Source organism: Rhodococcus sp. KBS0724, from assembly GCF_005938745.2.
Classification (GTDB): domain Bacteria; phylum Actinomycetota; class Actinomycetes; order Mycobacteriales; family Mycobacteriaceae; genus Rhodococcus_F.
Map to the genome: position 1 here is coordinate 2,670,332 of NZ_VCBX02000001.1, position 16,634 is coordinate 2,686,965.

Below are 16,634 nucleotides of genomic sequence, written 5' to 3' on the forward strand. Positions count from 1 at the left end.
CGGTGTCCGTAGATTTGAGGATAGTGAGCTCGCGAAGTCCGGTCTTGTACGAATCAACGAAGCTTGGCGCTGAGTTCAGTGGTGATCTACGGACCGAAGTGCTGATCTACGGACTGAAAAGGTCCTCGACTACTTCGAGAAAAAGCCGGAGCGCGAGGTTCGGATTGTCTTCTCGGAATGCGAGACCGACCGTCAGATACATTGGCGGACCCTCGATCTCGCACATGTGAACTCCGGGAACCCGGTAGGTTGCGGCGCGTCCAGCGGGCATTGGCGCTACTCCGACACCGGCCGCTACCGCGTGCAGTACCTGCTCGTCATCGGCCTCGCGGCGGACCACATCCGGACCCCGTGTGGGCCAGAACATCTCGACGATAGCGTCGTACATGCCGGGACCGTTCGCCCGGGGCCAGAACACCACCCGCTCGTCGGCCAGTTGTGCCAGGTCGACTGCATCGAGTGCGGAGAACGGATGCCCGGACGGTACCGCGAGTAGGAGTCGCTCACGATCGAGAATCCGAACCGTCAGCTGCGACTGGTCGACCGGCGGCCTCACCACCGCGATGTCCACGGCGCCATCGGTGGCAAGCGCCGTGTTCCGGGTGGTGTAGCCGCGGTGCTCGGTGATCGCGACCCTGGGGTACTTGGCGCGAAATTGGTTGACTGCCAGTGCAACTGCACCGCCTGCCCAGGACCGTGTGTGGGCGATGCGCAGTTCGCCCTCGGACCCGAGCGCGGCGGCTCGGATCCGTTCTACGGCTCGGTCAGCTGATTCGAGTAGGAATTTGGCTTCGCGAACCGCGACGATTCCGGGATCGGTCAAGCTGATTCTGGGCCCTCGTCGATCGAATAGCACTACGCCGATCTCGCGTTCGAGCACTTTGATCTGCTGGCTCAGCGCAGATTGTGCAACATGGAGCTCAGCGGCCGCGCGTGTGAAGTTCAGGTGGTCGGCGATTGCCACCAGATATCGCGCCCGTTGCAGGTTCACGCTGTAACTATAAGTGAAGGTGATCGAATAAGCGGGAATGTGACTTGGACTTTCGTGTGTGCGCTGAGGCATGCTCGGTGCTGATCGGCCCGCTGTCGAAATTGGATGGGTCGAATCCCTCGCGGACCCCACCTGGCAGAAGACTCCCACGTGTACCTGCTGATCACGGTCATCGAATCACGTTAGGAAACAGCATGGACTACGACTTCACGATTACCGGGGGAACGGTCATCGACGGAACCGGATCACCACGACGAACGGCGGATGTGGCCATCGTGGGAGATCGGATCGCGGCGATCGGTCCGGGTCCGTTCTCCGCCGCCGAGACCATCGACGCGACCGGGTGCATTGTGACTCCCGGCTTCATCGACCTGCACTCGCACGCCGACTTCACTCTTCTCGGCCACCCCGGCGCCGAAACTCAACTGGCACAGGGCGTCACGACGCTCGTGACCGGAAATTGCGGGCTGTCGCCGTTCCCGGTGCCCGCCGCCGGGCAGGCAGAGGCTGCGTGGTCCGACGCCCGCGGGTTCGGTGCCGCGGTCACCGCCGCACGCCCAGCTGTCAACGTGGGCTTGCAGCTAGGGCACAACACGCTGCGGGTTGCGGTGATCGGTGACGAGGATCGGCCTCCGACGGCGGCCGAACTCGAGCAGATGTGCGCGATCATTTCCGAATCTGCGAGCGCGCCCGGCGTCGTCGGCTTCTCGACCGGCCTCATCTATATCCCCGGCCTTTTTGCCGAGTCCGACGAATTGCGCACTCTGGTGGCAGTCGCCGCGACCGCGGGATTGTTGTACTCGACGCACATGCGCAACGAAACGTCTGAATTGGCGGCTGCAGTCGAGGAAGCCATCGAGACCGCGGAGCGAGTCGGCGCCCGCTTGCAGATTTCGCATCTGAAGGCAATGGGACCGGAGAACTGGGGGTCAGTCCACCGCGCTCTGGAACTGATCGATCAAGCCCGGATACGCGGAGTGGACGTCACCGCAGATGTGTACCCGTACACCGCGTCGAGCACGGAACTGTCCTCGAGGCTGGCGAGATGGGCAGTCGACGGTGGCGTCTCGGCGCTGCTGGAACGGCTTGCGGACCCGGAGACCCGGATACGTATCGCAGACGAGTTGAGGTCGAGATTCGGCCGGGATATCGACCCGGCCGGCGTCGTGATCGCGGCTCTGTCCGGCGGCGAGTTCCACCGTTACATCGGGCACTCACTCTCCGAGATCGGCGCGGACCGGGGCACCGACGCCGCCGACGCGGCCCTTGATGTACTTGCTGCACATCAGGGTTCGGTGAGCATCGTGAATCACGCGATGAGTGAGGACGACATGCGGTCGGTGCTGACGCATCCGCAGGTATCCGTCGCCAGCGATGGCGCGATGCTCGCCCCGGACGGTCCCGGTCGCCCGCATCCACGCAGCTTCGGTACCTTCGCCCGAGTGCTCGGCCGGTATGTCCGCGACGAGCGCACTCTGACGTTCGAGGACGCTGTCCGGAAAATGACCTCGCTACCGGCATCTCGAATCGGTGTGACCGACCGCGGTATTCTCGCGCCTTCCGCGGCCGCGGACGTGGTGGTCCTCGACCCCGACACAATCGAGGACACTTCGACCTTCGATGCACCCTGGCAGCTCGCCCGCGGTGTACGCGGCGTGTTCGTGAACGGAATACCCACTGTGATCGGCGGAGACTTCACCGGCCGCCGCGGCGGGCGTCTCCTGGAGAGGAACACAGCGTGAGCACATCGACTACGACGCTCGTCGACGAACTCGCTCGCATCGTCGGATCGGCCCACGTCTTGACAGATCGCGACACGGTCGCGGGCTATGTCACCGACTGGACAGGGCACTGGCACGGCGCCACCGCCGCGGTGGTCAGGCCCGCTGATACCGGGCAGGTCTCGGCGGTACTCGCCTGTTGTCACCGCGCCGGCGTTGCCGTGGTGCCGCAGGGCGGCAACACCGGGCTTGTCGGTGGGTCGGTTCCGATGCGAGGTGAGGTGGTGCTCAGCACGACCCGTCTCGCTGCGATCGAGGAAATCGACGAGGTCGGTCGTACGCTGGCCGCCGGCGCAGGCGTCACCGTCGCGCGGGCGCAGCAGGCCGTCCGCGAACACGGGTTGGATCTCGGTGTCGATCTGGCCTCGCGTGATACCGCGACGCTCGGTGGGATTGTCTCCACCAACGCGGGCGGGGTGCGAATGATCAAGTACGGCAACACTCGATCACGGCTTCTCGGCGTCGAAGCGGTTCTCTCCGACGGCCGGGTGCTCACCAGATGGAAGGCCTTGACCAAGGACAATGTCGGCTATGATCTGCCGGGTCTGCTGACCGGCGCCGAGGGCACGCTCGCTGTTGTCACCCGTGTCCTGATGCGTCTGGTAGTTCCGGCCGCTGCGACTCAGGTCGTGATGATCGGGGTCGACTCGGTAGGGGCCGGTCTGGAGCTGATCCACAGGCTCGAGCGCGCGGGACTCACTCTCGAAGCTGCCGAGTTGATGACTCGCGCAGGTATCGGTCTCGTCCGGAAGCATCGGCAGTTGCGGCCGCCGCTCGACGCGGATGCGCCGTTCTACGTCCTCGTCGAGGTGTCCGGATCGGCGGGGGCGCAGTCGCTCCTGCTCGGCGTGCTCGCCGAAGCCGACGGCATGGTGCGCGACGCCGTCGTCGAGACTGGGCCGGCAACAAAGCTCTGGCAGTACCGTGAGAATCACACCGAATCGGTCAGTGCCGAATCATCCACCCCACCAGTGAAATTGGATATTTCGACCCCGCTGCGAGAAATCGAACCCTTCCTCGGGACCTTGACCGCAGGGCTTGCCGTCTCTTTTCCCAGTGTCTACCCGATTTGTTTCGGGCACATCGCCGATGGCAACATCCATGTCAATCTGCTCGACGTAGCGGACCACCAACGAGATGCCGTTACCGACTTCGTGCTTCGCTTGGTTACCCGACACGACGGCAGCATCAGTGCCGAACACGGAGTGGGCCGCGCGAAGGCTCCCTGGATCACACTCGGGCGAAGCGACGTGGACCTCGACCTCATGGCCTCGATCCGCACCGCGCTGGATCCGGCAGGCCTGCTCAACCCGCACATCCTCTCGGGATCATCTGACTCCGAGGGTAATTCAGCGATACAGCTCGAACGAGAGGTTGCCCGATGACTGGCACAACGACCTGGACCGACCGCATGCGGGATCTCCGCCTGACACTGCCACCGGTTGCGACACCGGCCGGCGCCTACGTGCCGGCTGTGCGCAGCGGGACCCTGGTTTATACGTCAGGGCAGTTGCCACTGGTAGGCGGCGTCAGCACCTGTACCGGCAAGGTGGGCGAGGACGTTTCGGTCGACGACGCCGTCGCGGCTGCGCGGTTGTGCGCACTCAACGGGCTTGCCGCGGTCGACATGCTCGTCGGCCTCGATCGCGTCGTCCGGGTAGTCAAGATCGTCGGCTTTGTCGCGTCCGGTCGTGGGTTCACCCTGCAACCGCAGGTCATCAACGGCGCCTCTGACCTGCTCAACGAAGTTTTCGGTGAGGCCGGTCGGCACGCACGCTCCGCGGTCGGGCTGGCCGAACTGCCCCGTGGTTGCGCCGTCGAGGTCGAATTCGTCTTCGAAATCGACGTCGACGGACTCTCGTAGCTGCATGCACGAGCACCCGCTGGTGCGTAGCGACGAGATTGTAGGAAGGTGGCGTAATCTCCGAGTGAGCGTGCAACAAGAGGGGGATCTCCGATGACGAAGCGAATCCTGAACGTGGTCACCAATGTCGGACACTACGATGATCCGTCACACGAGACCGGATTGTGGCTCTCCGAACTCACCCACGCCTGGCAGGTTTTCGAAGACCACGGCTTCGAGCAGACACTCGTCAGCCCTCGCGGTGGGGAAGTGCCCTTGGAGCCGCGATCTCTGAAATTTCCCAACTACGACAAGACCGCAAAAGCCTGGCGAGCGGACCCGGCGCGAATGGCTCTCCTCGAGACCACCGCCAGCCCGGATCAGATCGACTCGGCGCACTACGACGCCATCTTCTTCACCGGCGGTCACGCCGTGATGTACGACTTCCCCGACAGCGACGGCCTGCAGCGCGTCACCCGAGAAATCTTCGAGCGCGGAGGAATCGTCGCCTCTGTATGTCACGGCTACTGCGGACTCCTCAACACCACCCTCTCCGACGGCACGTACCTCGTAGCCGGACGACGTGTCACCGGATTTGCATGGCTCGAGGAAGTCCTCGCCCGGGTCGACAAGCTCGTCCCCTATAACGCCGAAGAAGAAATGAAGAAGCGTGGCGCACTGTACGAGAAGGCCCGATTGCCCTTCGTTTCCTACGCCGTCATCGACGGTAACCTCGTCACGGGCCAGAATCCGGGATCAGCAAAAGAGACGGCTCACAAAGTTGCAGGCCTTCTGTAACCTCTTGTATTCCACAATCGTTCGAGTGTCGCTTTCCTGAGGTCGGGCTCGTCGAATCGCACCATTTTCGGGTGCAAGTTCGGTGCAATCGACCAGGACGTGACTGCAACGAGGCTGAGATCATGGACTGATGGTTTTTCCGGACAGATTTTGTGAGACGTCCTGCGCCACAAAGTGGATCGCATCCACGCCATTGACTTCACGATCGAAGGAGTTCGACCAGTGACCGAATTGCCCAAGGACCTACTTGTCGCCCCGAAGTGGCAGGCACGCCTCGACGAACTGGCGCAGAAGCACTCGGTGCCGGGCGCCCAAGTGGGTGTGATCGCGCTCGGCGGCGACGGAACTGCGGATATCCGCGTGATCACTACCGGGCTGACCAGCTTGAACACACGCGTCGACGTCGATGCCGACACGCTGTTCCAGTACGGATCCGCGACCAAGATCTGGACGACAACTCTGATCATGCAGCTCGTCGACGAGGGCAAGCTGACGCTGGACACTCTGGTGGTGGAGGTCCTACCGGAGTTCACGATCGAAGACCCGTCCAACACGAAGGAAATCACGATCCGCCAGTTGCTGACGCACACCAGCGGCATCGACGGCGACCTGTTCAACGACACCGGCGACGGCGACGACTGTGTCGAGAAGTACGTCGACGAACTCGCGACCGCGATCAGCGTGACCAAGCCCGGCGGCCATCTGAGCTACAGCAACGCCGGCTTCGCAGTGGCCGGCCGCATCGTCGAGGTACTCCGTGAGATGACGTGGGACGACGCATTGGTGGAATACCTCTGGAAGCCACTCGGATTGACCCACATCATCACCAAGGCCAAGGATGCCCCGCTGTTCCGCACTGCCGTCGGCCACGTGGCAAACCCCGATCGGACGTCACCGGACACGGTTGTTCCGACGAAGCAGTGGCTGCTCCCACGCGGCATCGGACCGGCGGGCATCATCATCGGCTCCGTCAGCTCTCTGCTGACCTTCGGCGCTGCACACATGCGTGACGGCCTGGCTCTGACGGGCGAGCGCATCCTGTCCGAAGAATCCGCACGCCTCATGCGAACCCCGCAATTCGACCTGACAGCGGTGTCGAGCGTAGACCAGGCCTGGGGGCTGGGGTGGATTCTGTCCGACTGGGGCGGAGTGACATCCGCGCAGCACGGCGGCGCGACGATCGGCCAGATCACCCGATTCCACACGTTCCCCGAACTCGGCCTCGCCATGGCCGTCGTCACGAACGCACGTGGCGGCGGTGCCCTGGCTCACGACATCGAGAAGGAGATCGCTGCGGAGTTCGGCCTCGTTCTCCCCGAGCCGAAGCCCGAATCGGATGCGGCAGACATCGATCTGTCACCGATTCTCGGGACCTATGAATCGACAACCGTGCGAATCGAACTCACGCGCCGCGAAGAAGGCGGATTCCAGGTCCAGAACTTCGCCAAGGTGGAGATCGACGGTGAGCCCCCCGCGGCGCCCACCAAGGTCGTGCCGTTGTCCGGTTCCAGGTTTGCGGTCAGCAACGAGAGTGCCTCGGGCGAGATGGCTCACCTCACGATCGATGGTGAGGAATATTTGTACATGACAAGGCTTTTCAAGAAGATCTCGGAATAGCTGCGGTGAGATGATTCTCTCCGCTGAATGAAATCTCGGGCAGGTCGAGGGCGACGAGGGCCCTCGACCTGCCCGCACTACTTTCTCGAGGACAACTCATGCTGAAACCTCTCGCTCCTTTTCCGAATGTGAATCATCCTGCTGCACTTGATGCGTATGGTCTTGCCCCGGTTATCGACGGTCACAACGATCTGGCCTGGGCCGCTCGTGAGACTGCAGGATATTCGGTGGAAAACCTCGAGAAGGATTCCATCTTCCAAACAGACATCGACAAGCTCGGGCGCGGGGGAGTCGGTGCGCAGTTCTGGTCGGTGTACGCGCCGTGCGACATGACCGAACCCGAGGCAGTTCAGTACACCCTCGAACAGATCGACTACGTGTACCGGATGATCGAGCAGTATCCGGATACATTCGAATTCGCGCGAACCGGTGACGACGTGCGGCGTATCTGGAGCGAGGGCAAGGTCGCGTCGCTGATCGGCGCGGAAGGTGGCCACAGCATCGGCAGTTCCCTCGGCGTCTTGAGAATGATGGCGCGCCTTGGCCTTCGGTACCTGACACTCACTCACAACGACAACACCGGCTGGGCGGACTCCGCGACGGATTCTCGAGTTCACGGCGGTCTCACCGACTTCGGCCGGGAGATCGTACGAGAAATGAACCGGCTCGGCGTACTCGTCGACTTGTCGCACGTCTCGGTGGAGACCATGCGCGATGCCGTCGAGACGTCGTCGGCACCAGTGATCTTCAGTCATTCGTCCTGCTCGCAGCTGTGCGGGCACCCACGTAACGTTCCCGACGACGTCATGCGGTTGCTCGCTGCCAACGGCGGCGTGATCATGATCGCGTTTGTCCCCATGTTCCTGTCGGCCGAATACAACGAGTGGTTCACGGGCGGGCGTGTCGGCGATCGGCCGGCGATGACGGTCGACCATCTTGCTGATCACGTCGAACACGCCAGGCTGGTTGCCGGGATCGATCACATCGGCTTGGGCAGTGATTACGATGGATTCGACGACTTTCCGGACGGCATGCAGGACGTGTCGGGATTCGCCGTGTTGATCGACCGTCTCGCTGAGCGCGGTTGGTCTGCCGACGACTTGGCAAAGCTGATGGGCAACAACGTGTTGCGTGTGCTCGACCAGACCAGTGCGGCCTCGGTATCGAGCCTTTCCTAGTACCCGACTCCTAGTACCCGACGAAAACGAAGATGAGGATGAGAATGAAGAATATCCGAACTGTTGCGCTGAAAGCTCTTGCTTCACTGTCCGTAGTTCTGGTTGTACTTGTGTCGGTTGCGCTTGTATTCAACGCCGGTACCAGCAAGGCCAACGTCCCGAGCGGGGAAGCGGGCAACCAGTTCGTATCCGTCGACGGGAAGAACATGAGCGTGTCTGTTCGGGGGAACGGAGATCAGACCATCGTGCTCCTTCCCGGGTTCGGGACCTCCGCACCGATTCTCGATTTCACACCGCTGATCGACGAACTCGCGCCTGACTACCGGGTTGTTGCGATCGAACCCTTCGGCTACGGATACAGCGACGCAACGGACAAGGACCGCACCACGGAGAACATCGTCGAAGAGATACACGCGGCTGTGCAGTCTCTGGGGATCGATCGGTACATCCTCATGGGGCACTCCATCGCAGGAATCTATGCGCTGGACTACACCGAGAAGTACCGCGACGAGGTCACCGCGTTCGTGGGAATCGACAGCAGTGTGCCGGGGCAGCCGAACATGGACACGAAGTTTCCGATCGGAGCATTCAGAGTGGCAAAGCAATTGGGCCTCTCCGACGTTCTGGCGAAGTTCGCGGGTAACGAAGAATCAGACGCGTACCTCGATGACGCGGAAAAAGAAGAAATGAGCCGTCTGGTCGCGAAGAACAACTTCAGCGACACGTATCTCAACGAGATGGACCATCTTTCCACCAACTTCGCTGCGTCGATCGGCAAGACGTTCCCGGCCGATCTTCCGATTCTGTTGTTTGCCGTACAGAATTCGAAGGTCCAGGGTTGGACAGAGTTGCACGAAGGGCAAGCAGCTTCCGTCGATCATGGTGAGTTGGTGCTGCTGGACGGGGACCACTACCTGCACCACACCAAGTCGAAGGAGATCGGCGAACACGTCACGTTGTTCCTCGGCGAACTCGACTAGGTTCACCGGCAGTCGAGGTGGATTCACGGCACACGGTGAGCGGTGTTGGTCAGCACTACCTGACCAGCCCGACTCCGTAGGCGAAGATCACCGCGTGCACGCGGTTACGCAAATCGAGTTTGGTCAGGATGTTGCCGACGTGAGTCTTGACGGTGACCTCCGCGACCACCAACCTGTCTGCGATCTCGGTGTTGGACAGCCCGGTTGCCATCGCGAGCAATACTTCTCGCTCACGCGGGGTGAGTTGCCCGAGAGCGGCATCCGCTGACACTGTCTCGCCTCCCACCGCCGGCAGGCGAGGAGCGCAGACGTCGAGTAGTGACCGCGTCGCTCGCGGCGACACGACGGCGTCACCGCTCGCCACGGAACGGATTGCCCGCTCCAACTCGTCGACCATAACGTCCTTGAGAATGAATCCGCTTGCGCCGGCTCGCAACGCCGAGAACGCGTACTCGTCGAGGTCGAAGGTAGTCAGGACGAGTACCCGCGCCGACGCGTCGCGGGTCATTATCTGCCGCGTAGCCTCGATGCCGTCGAGGCCGGGCATTCGAATGTCCATGAGGATCACGTCCGGGTTCAGCTCGGCTGACAACCGAACAGCTTCGACCCCGTCCTGAGCCTCGCCGACGATGTCGATCTCGTCGGTCTCCTCCAGAATCATGCGAAACCCGGCGCGAATCAGAGCCTGGTCGTCAACCAACAGCACACGGATCCTGCTCACGGGGCATCCTCTACTCGAGTAGTGACGGGGAGGTGGGCGTGGATTCGCCAACCACCGGCGGAATCCGGACCGGCATTCACCGTGCCACCGTAAACTGCAGCTCGCTCCCGCATACCAATCACGCCGTGACCGGCGGTTTCGGCGCTGACACCCGAAGTGGCAGCGCCGTCGTCACGCACGTCTACCGTCACCGCGTCAGTCCCATAAGAGATGCCGATACGGACACTGCTGGCGTCCACGGAATGTTTGAGTGTGTTGGTCAGCGCTTCCTGCACGATGCGGTACACCGCCAACTCCGCGCTCGGCGGCAACGCGTCGGGAGCGCCTGTGACAGTGACATCGACATTCAAGCCCGTCTTTCGGACCCGCTCGAGCAGGGAGTCGATCTCCGCCACACCTGGCTGCGGCGAACGCTCCTGCGGTGCGGTTTCGGTGCGGAGCACTCCGAGCAGTCGTCGAATCTCCGTCAAGGTCTGCCTGCCTGTCGCCGATACCTGACGCATCGCTTCGCCGGCCCGCACCGGTTCGCGAGCCTGTTTCATCGCGGCTCCCTCCGAGAGAGTCACCATGACCAGAAGGCTGTGTGCCACAACGTCATGCATTTCCCGGGCGATCCGGGTCCGCTCCTCGGCCGCAGCGATCACAGCCTGCTGGTCACGCTCACGTTCCAACTGTTGTGCTCGTCCGACCAGCACGTCCAAGGAGTTTCGTCGGTGCCGCACGTACACGCCCAACAGTAGGGCTGCCACCACCGGCCCGGTCAGCAGAACGAGCATCTCCGTCCAATGCAGGTCGCGCGGCCATCGAATCGACGCCAGCAGCACACCGAACTCCATGACCACGCCGGCGAGGACTGCCACGCGCATCGGGTATCGACTGGCCACGGTATACAGGTAGACCAACAGAGTGATGTCGGCCGCCAACTCGAGGCCGACGATCCACTGAACCAGCGCGACTGCGGCAGAAAAAGCGAACGTGGACAACGGGAATCGTCGACGCCAGATCAGGGGTACCACCAGCAGTACGCTCAACAACAGATAGCCGAAGAACGACGATCCGGAATGCCGGGCGTGGTAAATCATTTGAGGGAGCGCCCACAAGCCCATGACCAGGGCGAGCGCCGCGTCGGTTCTCGTGGGATGGCGACCGATCAATGTCTTCACCGTCAGGTAGGCCGACGGGAGCCGACCGGACATTGCAGCTCGCGGTGCGTCGGAGATCCACTCACGCCACCAGGTGAGTACGCGGTCGGTCATGTCAGGCTCCCTTCAGCGACGCTCAGAGCAGTCCACCGTCGAAGAAGCCTACGAGGGCCGGGCCCGGATCGGCCGCGGTACCCATGTTGGCTAACGCTGTGACACCGGTGGCCAGCATCAGGAGAACCGACAGGATGCTGAACGAACCCAACACTCGCCTGGCCCGCCGATCTGCCGAATCCGTACGAACATACTTCCGTAGCAGCAGGGCACTCGAGCAGAGAAAGATGACAGCTACCACGGCCGCGATCACCGCCATCACCGCGTGGTACCACCCGAAATCGCTGTTCATCATGTCGATGACAGGCGAGGTTCGACCGGCAGCCAGTTGTGCTCGCACGTCGGAGAGAGTCGCTGCGAGGTCACCTTCGGCACCGCTCATGGGCAGCAAGGACAGCAGAGAGGAGAAGGGGGCCAGCGCGCCCTGAATATTGGCCATCAGAACCAAACCCGAGAATGCCGCGACCGTCGTGACCGAAACGCCGAACACCATAACGGCGCTGCGCCTACCGACTCCGACAGCGCCTGTATGGGAATAGGACTTCCACAGTCGCATCCCGAGCGGCACGGTCACGGCCAACAGCAGTGCCGCGATCACGGCCTTGGCGATGTGGAAGCGAGACCAGTAGTCGACCGCGCTCTCCAGTTGCGGCGGAAGTTCGGCGCTACCCAGATTCCAGTACTCGGCGAACCCGTCGCCGAGGGTGCGGGTGAGGCTCTCCTCGTCGAAGGTGTTGCCCGCCAAGAAGGTCGGAGCGGCGAACAGGGCGATGACGAGAACGGCGGAAAGAACGCCGAGGGAATGTACGGAGAGGCCTGCGGATCGCAGTGGGGATACGGTGAGATGCACGGAAATACCTTCCATCGAGCGTGGATGTGGCGGCTCGTCGGCCTGTGCACCAAGCCTAGAAATCTGCGCTCTCGCACACATCGGGCAACGGGAGGAACTTCCCCTCGGATCGGTCTCCGCCTTTAGTCGGAGATCCTCCACCTCACGAAGGAACACCGAGCCAACAGAAACAGCCACCTCCACCAGGTGACGGTGGAGATGGCTGTCGATGAAACTGTGAAATTTACAGAATCTCGGTTCCGACGGTGAAGCGATCCATGACGCCCTCACGTGGAGTCACACCGAAGCCGGGTCCCTGCGGCACGGCGATGTGGCCATCCTCGATCACAAATGGTTCGGTGATGTCTTCCTTGTAGAAGCGGTCGGACGCCGAGATGTCGCCGGGCAGCGTGAAGCCGTCCAGGGCAGCGAGAGCGGTGTTGGCCGCGCGGCCGATGCCGGTCTCGAGCATTCCGCCGCACCACACCGCAATACCGTGGGCGGAGGCGAGATCATGGATGCGCTTGGCTTCCAGGTATCCGCCGACGCGGCTCGGCTTGATGTTGATGACCGAAGCGGCGCCGAGTGTGATGGCGTCGGCGGCGTCCTTTGCCGACTCGACCGACTCGTCGAGGCAGATCGGAGTCGAGAGGGTCTGTGCGAGCTTGGCGTGCTGCACCAGGTCGTCCTCGGCCAGTGGTTGCTCGATGAGGAGCAGTGCAAATTCGTCCAGGCGGCGCAGCAGTTGTGCGTCGACGAGGGTGTACGCGGCGTTCGCGTCGACCTGCAAGGGGACGTCGTAGCCGAACTCCTTGCGCACTGCTGCTACGGGTTCGATGTCCCAGCCCGGCTTGATCTTCAGCTTGATGCGCACGTAACCCTGCGACAGATAGTTGTCGACGGTTTCGAGCAACTGCGGAATGCTGTCCTGGATACCGACGGATACGCCGGACGGAACCCGCGTGCGAGTGGCGCCGAGGTACCGAGCGAACGACTGTCCGCGAGCACGCAATTCCGCGTCGAGGATGGCCATTTCGATGGCCGACTTCGACATCTGATGACCCACGATGGGATGAAGCACGCTGCCGACGGTCTCGGCGGTGAGCGGCTGATCCGACTGCGACTTACGCAGCGTGGGAACAAGATACTCGCGCAGCATCGCCCGCGCCCCGGCGGTGTACTCCGAGTTGTAGTACGGATCGCTCAGCGAACCGCACTCGCCCCAGCCGACAGTCTCGACCGGGCCGTTGGGACCGTCGGTGGTGCCGCTCACCTTCAGGACGAGGGTGTTGCGCTCGAGCTGGGTGCTGAAGGACGTGGTGAAGGGGGAGACGAGAGGGATGCGCAGCTCGCGCAATTCGACGGACTCAATGTGCATGGACTTGCTCTTCTCCGGTTGTCTCGCAGATTCTTGTGAACATGTAATAGCCGCTCGGGTCGAAGCCGGTCGATTGCCATTCCTTCGAGGCGATCAGTGGCTCGAGGTACTCGCGAAGCGCGTGTCGCCAGGCAAATGCGCAGGCGCGGTCGACCGTTCTCAGACGCTCGATGTCTCGGGGTATTCCGACTGCAATGTCGATGCTGTCAGGTGGGATCGGGAGCATCCGAGGTGCTCCGTCCTCGGTGGGTTGGAGCACCTTGAATGTATCATCCACGGCCACAGCAGAACTCGGGTCTGCGTCGGCCTCGAGATTCCAGCTGACGAGCATGCGATCGCTGGCATCACCGGCATTGATGCCGTCCGCCATGGAACCGTAGAAATCCGGATTGTATTCTGCCGGTTGGGCACCGAGGCGTTGGATGTTGAAGTAGGCGTTTCGGGCGACGAGTGGATCGAACGTCCAGCGGATCGTCCTGACGCCGCGCTCGATGCACCAGTCTCGCTGATGATGCTTCAGAGCCCGGCCGATTCCCTTGCCAGCATGCCCCGGTAGAACTCCGGCGATGTGCGAGTGCAGGACCTCGCCGAGAGGCTCGACAAAGAATCCGACGCATCCGCCGATCATCTGACCGTCGGAAAAGGCTCCCACGACGTAATGTCCGCCGTGATGAAGTGCAACCAGCATTGCCGTGCCGAAATGGGCCGGTCCGGGACTGGTAGCCCAGATCTCGTCGAAAATTGCAGAGAGATCGGCTATTTCGCGATTGTCGACCAGTTCTCGAAATTCAATCGCAGTGCTTCTCGACACAAGTGCCCCCTTCACGTGTCACGGTCACGCCGCCGATGGAACCGATCACCTCGGCGAGAAGTTCGCCCGAAAGTGCGTCCATTGCGCCCCCGTTGGTTATCAGGACGGCAGAGATGCCGCGTGACGGGAGCAGCCAACTGATGCCCAGTGAATCGGCCGCCGCGTCACTGATTTCGAGGCATCCGTCGATCATGGCCAGATGGTTGGATCGTTGGAGCAGAACCGAGTCACCACTCTGGCCTCGGAGAACTTTGTCGATCGACTCCCTCTGGAACAATGCGTCACGAGTAGCCGCGGCGCCGGTGGTGATCACAGTGCGCTCGAAACCACTGCGAGTGGTGGTCACAATCCCCAACGAGGCACCGGCAACACCGTATTTCTCGGCGAGGGTGTCGAGGCGGTACTGCCAGTAGTCGGGGTCGACTGCCATCCGTGCAGGGGTCGGCGACAGGTGCCGCTCGATCCAGGCGACCAGACGCCGGCTGTAGTCCGACCGGTGTGACGGCCGGCCGGTGGAGACAAACGCGTGCGAGGCATCGGGGTAGACGACGAGTTCGGTGTCCACACCCGCGAGGCGCAGACCGGCGAACCACTGCTCGGCCTGGTTGACCGGGCATCGGACGTCGTTGCCGCCGTGGAGTACCAGCGTCGGTGTGGTTACCTCGGCGACTCGCCCGAGAGGTGAGATTTCCCGTATGCGAGGAGAACTGGAGTCGAATTCGACTGTCTGCAGCAGTATTCCCTCGTCGGAGGGACCGGCGGTATTCGCGATGTCGCACACGAGTCCACCGGCAACCGCGACGGCAAATCGGTCGGTGACGGACGTCAGCGCGCACGTCATGAATCCGCCGTAGCTGTAGCCGGTGAGTGCAAGCTGCTTCGGATCGGCGATACCCTCGGCGACAAGAGTGCCGACAGGTTCGAGTAGGTCGGCTCGGTCCAGCTCACCCCATCCGTCATGGACGCCGTCGAGGAACGAATTTCCGTAGCCGTCGCTCCCGCGCGGATTGAGAGTCAGCACTGTGTATCCGAGGCGCACCAAGTCCGCGTGGTACGCATGTGTCAAGGTCAGAGTGCCGGTCCAGGCATTGTGTGGTCCGCCGTGTACATCGAGTACCAACGGGCCTGCACTTGTGAGGCTCGGGTCACGCAGGATCCAGCCCTGAACGCGGGTTCCGTCACTGATGTCGAACCAGCGTTCGGTTGCCACGGGAAATGCGACCGACGATGTCAGCGTCGTGTTCACATCGGTGACCGTGTCGACGGACCGAGTATCGAGGTCCACGACAGCAATCTCGCCGAACGATGTTGCCGTTGACAGCGCGACCACAGCATGACCCGCAGTCAGAGCGAAGCCGGAAACAACTGTTTGCCCTCCGGCGAGGATCGGCACAACAGTGCCCGTCTCGAAATCGACCTTGTGAAGTTCGGTGGAACCGTAGTTTCGAACGCAGAACACAACGTGGCCGTCAGCAGTGAAATACGGTGCCCCGCCAGGATATCCGGCAAAGCCAGGCATCACGTTGCGGTCGAGATCCGCAGTAAGGCTGCGATCCGCCACTCGCAGGTCACGGTGGAGTACGAGAAGCTCGTTGTTGTGGACGATCGGAGAATGCCAGCCGACCGCGACGACGGCACCGCCATCGGGCGTCCATGCGAGGGGGCCGCAGATTCCCCGCGCGTGACCGAGCCTGCTCGGAGTGCCGAGACGATCGGCCAGCGAAATGGTCCAGGCCGAGCTGGCCCGAGTGACGTCGGCGTCGTCGTCGATCCTTGCGGTGAAGGCCAATTCGGTGCCCTCGTGGTTGTACACCGGATTCGATGCGTCCCAGTCGCCGTCGGTGAGCCGGCGAAGTGAACCCTCGACCAGATCGAGTTCGAACAGGTGCGAACGAACACTGCCCCGGACGCCGGCGCCGGCGCCGTCGACCTTGTAGCGCAGTCGTCGAGTCACCAGCGGGCGAGACGATCCGGTAGCAGTGCGGTCGACCGGCGCGCTGAAGGCGACCCGTGCGCCGTCGGGGGAGAACACGGGCGCACCGGCGCCGAGCGGAAGCTGCACTGCCGTGGTCAACTGGGTCGCCGCCCCACCGGCCGCGTCGATCTCCCACAGTTGCGGCGTGCCCGCGGAATCCGGCCGAACGAATATCAACTGCGTCGACTTCGGATGCCAGACCGGAGAGGTGTCCGATGGGCCTGCCGTGAGCTGCTGTCGGGGTGAAGCCAGCCAGATCGAGCGGTCGTTGGTGTCTTCGACCGGATTCGACTCGGTACGTACATAAGCGATGCGGCCCGAAGTGGATACGGCGACATCGCCAGGTGTGATCACCGATGCGTAATCCTCGATCGTCGCCGAGCGGCGCGACTGTGCACGCTGCTCGACGACCGGCGATTCGAGGGATATCAGCCTTTTCAGCATTGTCTGTGTTGTTTGCGTTGTCTGTGTTGTCT

14 protein-coding genes are annotated in these 16,634 nt (G+C 62.5%); 7 read left to right on the forward strand and 7 right to left on the reverse strand.

Translation table 11 applies throughout. The features are described 5' to 3' along the window. Positions 1 to 106 precede the first annotated feature (106 nt). On the reverse strand, positions 107 to 991 hold the full coding sequence (locus FFI94_RS12235) for a LysR family transcriptional regulator (protein ID WP_221937746.1): 885 nt from the start codon (positions 989 to 991) through the stop codon (positions 107 to 109). A 194-nt stretch (positions 992 to 1,185) separates the two neighbouring features. On the opposite strand from FFI94_RS12235, the gene FFI94_RS12240 reads away from it, so the two are divergent. From FFI94_RS12240 to FFI94_RS12270, 7 genes are all read left to right on the forward strand, one after another. Further along, entirely contained in the window at positions 1,186 to 2,733 is a 1,548-nt protein-coding gene (locus FFI94_RS12240; RefSeq protein WP_138868103.1) for an amidohydrolase family protein, read from the forward strand. After that, on the forward strand, positions 2,730 to 4,157 hold the full coding sequence (locus FFI94_RS12245; RefSeq protein ID WP_138868104.1) for an FAD-binding oxidoreductase: 1,428 nt from the start codon (positions 2,730 to 2,732) through the stop codon (positions 4,155 to 4,157). Before FFI94_RS12240 ends, FFI94_RS12245 begins: the two co-directional genes overlap by 4 nt. After that, positions 4,154 to 4,636: a RidA family protein gene (locus tag FFI94_RS12250; RefSeq protein WP_138868105.1), complete on the forward strand. Its 483-nt coding sequence runs from the start codon at positions 4,154 to 4,156 to the stop codon at positions 4,634 to 4,636. Before FFI94_RS12245 ends, FFI94_RS12250 begins: the two co-directional genes overlap by 4 nt. A 93-nt stretch (positions 4,637 to 4,729) precedes the next feature. Next, entirely contained in the window at positions 4,730 to 5,413 is a 684-nt protein-coding gene (locus FFI94_RS12255) for a type 1 glutamine amidotransferase domain-containing protein (RefSeq protein WP_138868106.1), read from the forward strand. A 222-nt stretch (positions 5,414 to 5,635) separates the two neighbouring features. Then, positions 5,636 to 7,030, forward strand: coding sequence for a serine hydrolase (locus tag FFI94_RS12260; RefSeq protein WP_138868107.1), 1,395 nt, complete (start codon positions 5,636 to 5,638; stop codon positions 7,028 to 7,030). Positions 7,031 to 7,128: 98 nt separating this feature from the next. Continuing rightward, positions 7,129 to 8,208: a dipeptidase gene (locus tag FFI94_RS12265; RefSeq protein WP_138868108.1), complete on the forward strand. Its 1,080-nt coding sequence runs from the start codon at positions 7,129 to 7,131 to the stop codon at positions 8,206 to 8,208. Positions 8,209 to 8,252: 44 nt separating this feature from the next. Next, on the forward strand, positions 8,253 to 9,188 hold the full coding sequence (locus tag FFI94_RS12270) for an alpha/beta hydrolase (protein ID WP_138868109.1): 936 nt from the start codon (positions 8,253 to 8,255) through the stop codon (positions 9,186 to 9,188). Between the two features lie 55 nt (positions 9,189 to 9,243). Here the strand turns inward: FFI94_RS12270 and FFI94_RS12275 are convergent, their stop codons facing one another. The 6 genes from FFI94_RS12275 to FFI94_RS12300 all read right to left on the reverse strand — a co-directional run bounded on the left by FFI94_RS12275 (position 9,244) and on the right by FFI94_RS12300 (position 16,602). Next, positions 9,244 to 9,909, reverse strand: coding sequence for a response regulator transcription factor (locus FFI94_RS12275; RefSeq protein WP_260684031.1), 666 nt, complete (start codon positions 9,907 to 9,909; stop codon positions 9,244 to 9,246). Next, positions 9,906 to 11,165 (reverse strand): sensor histidine kinase, encoded by a 1,260-nt coding sequence (locus FFI94_RS12280; RefSeq protein WP_138868110.1) that lies wholly within the window; start codon positions 11,163 to 11,165, stop codon positions 9,906 to 9,908. The genes FFI94_RS12275 and FFI94_RS12280 overlap by 4 nt, the downstream gene beginning before the upstream one ends. Before the next feature lie 22 nt (positions 11,166 to 11,187). Then, positions 11,188 to 12,015 carry a hypothetical protein gene (locus FFI94_RS12285; RefSeq protein WP_138868111.1) on the reverse strand — a complete coding sequence of 276 codons (828 nt, stop codon included), beginning with the start codon at positions 12,013 to 12,015 and terminating at the stop codon, positions 11,188 to 11,190. Positions 12,016 to 12,238: 223 nt separating this feature from the next. Further along, the gene (gene menC, locus FFI94_RS12290) at positions 12,239 to 13,372 is read right to left on the reverse strand and encodes an o-succinylbenzoate synthase (protein WP_138868112.1); all 1,134 of its coding nucleotides are present in this window, start codon (positions 13,370 to 13,372) and stop codon (positions 12,239 to 12,241) included. Then, the gene (locus tag FFI94_RS12295) at positions 13,362 to 14,183 is read right to left on the reverse strand and encodes a GNAT family N-acetyltransferase (RefSeq protein ID WP_138868113.1); all 822 of its coding nucleotides are present in this window, start codon (positions 14,181 to 14,183) and stop codon (positions 13,362 to 13,364) included. Before FFI94_RS12295 ends, menC begins: the two co-directional genes overlap by 11 nt. Next, complete coding sequence (locus tag FFI94_RS12300) at positions 14,161 to 16,602, reverse strand: S9 family peptidase (RefSeq protein WP_138868114.1); 2,442 nt, start codon at positions 16,600 to 16,602, stop codon at positions 14,161 to 14,163. The genes FFI94_RS12295 and FFI94_RS12300 overlap by 23 nt, the downstream gene beginning before the upstream one ends. Positions 16,603 to 16,634 lie beyond the last annotated feature (32 nt).

What these genes read in the sequence shown, in the direction of transcription:
- FFI94_RS12240 (WP_138868103.1), top strand. Translation starts at nt 1,186, where the DNA reads ATGGACTACGACTTCACGATTACCGGGGGAACGGTCATCGACGGAACC.
- FFI94_RS12250 (WP_138868105.1), top strand. Translation starts at nt 4,154, where the DNA reads ATGACTGGCACAACGACCTGGACCGACCGCATGCGGGATCTCCGCCTG.
- FFI94_RS12255 (WP_138868106.1), top strand. Translation starts at nt 4,730, where the DNA reads ATGACGAAGCGAATCCTGAACGTGGTCACCAATGTCGGACACTACGAT.
- FFI94_RS12265 (WP_138868108.1), top strand. Translation starts at nt 7,129, where the DNA reads ATGCTGAAACCTCTCGCTCCTTTTCCGAATGTGAATCATCCTGCTGCA.
- FFI94_RS12270 (WP_138868109.1), top strand. Translation starts at nt 8,253, where the DNA reads ATGAAGAATATCCGAACTGTTGCGCTGAAAGCTCTTGCTTCACTGTCC.
- FFI94_RS12280 (WP_138868110.1), bottom strand. Translation starts at nt 11,165, where the DNA reads ATGACCGACCGCGTACTCACCTGGTGGCGTGAGTGGATCTCCGACGCA.
- menC (WP_138868112.1), bottom strand. Translation starts at nt 13,372, where the DNA reads ATGCACATTGAGTCCGTCGAATTGCGCGAGCTGCGCATCCCTCTCGTC.
- FFI94_RS12300 (WP_138868114.1), bottom strand. Translation starts at nt 16,602, where the DNA reads ATGCTGAAAAGGCTGATATCCCTCGAATCGCCGGTCGTCGAGCAGCGT.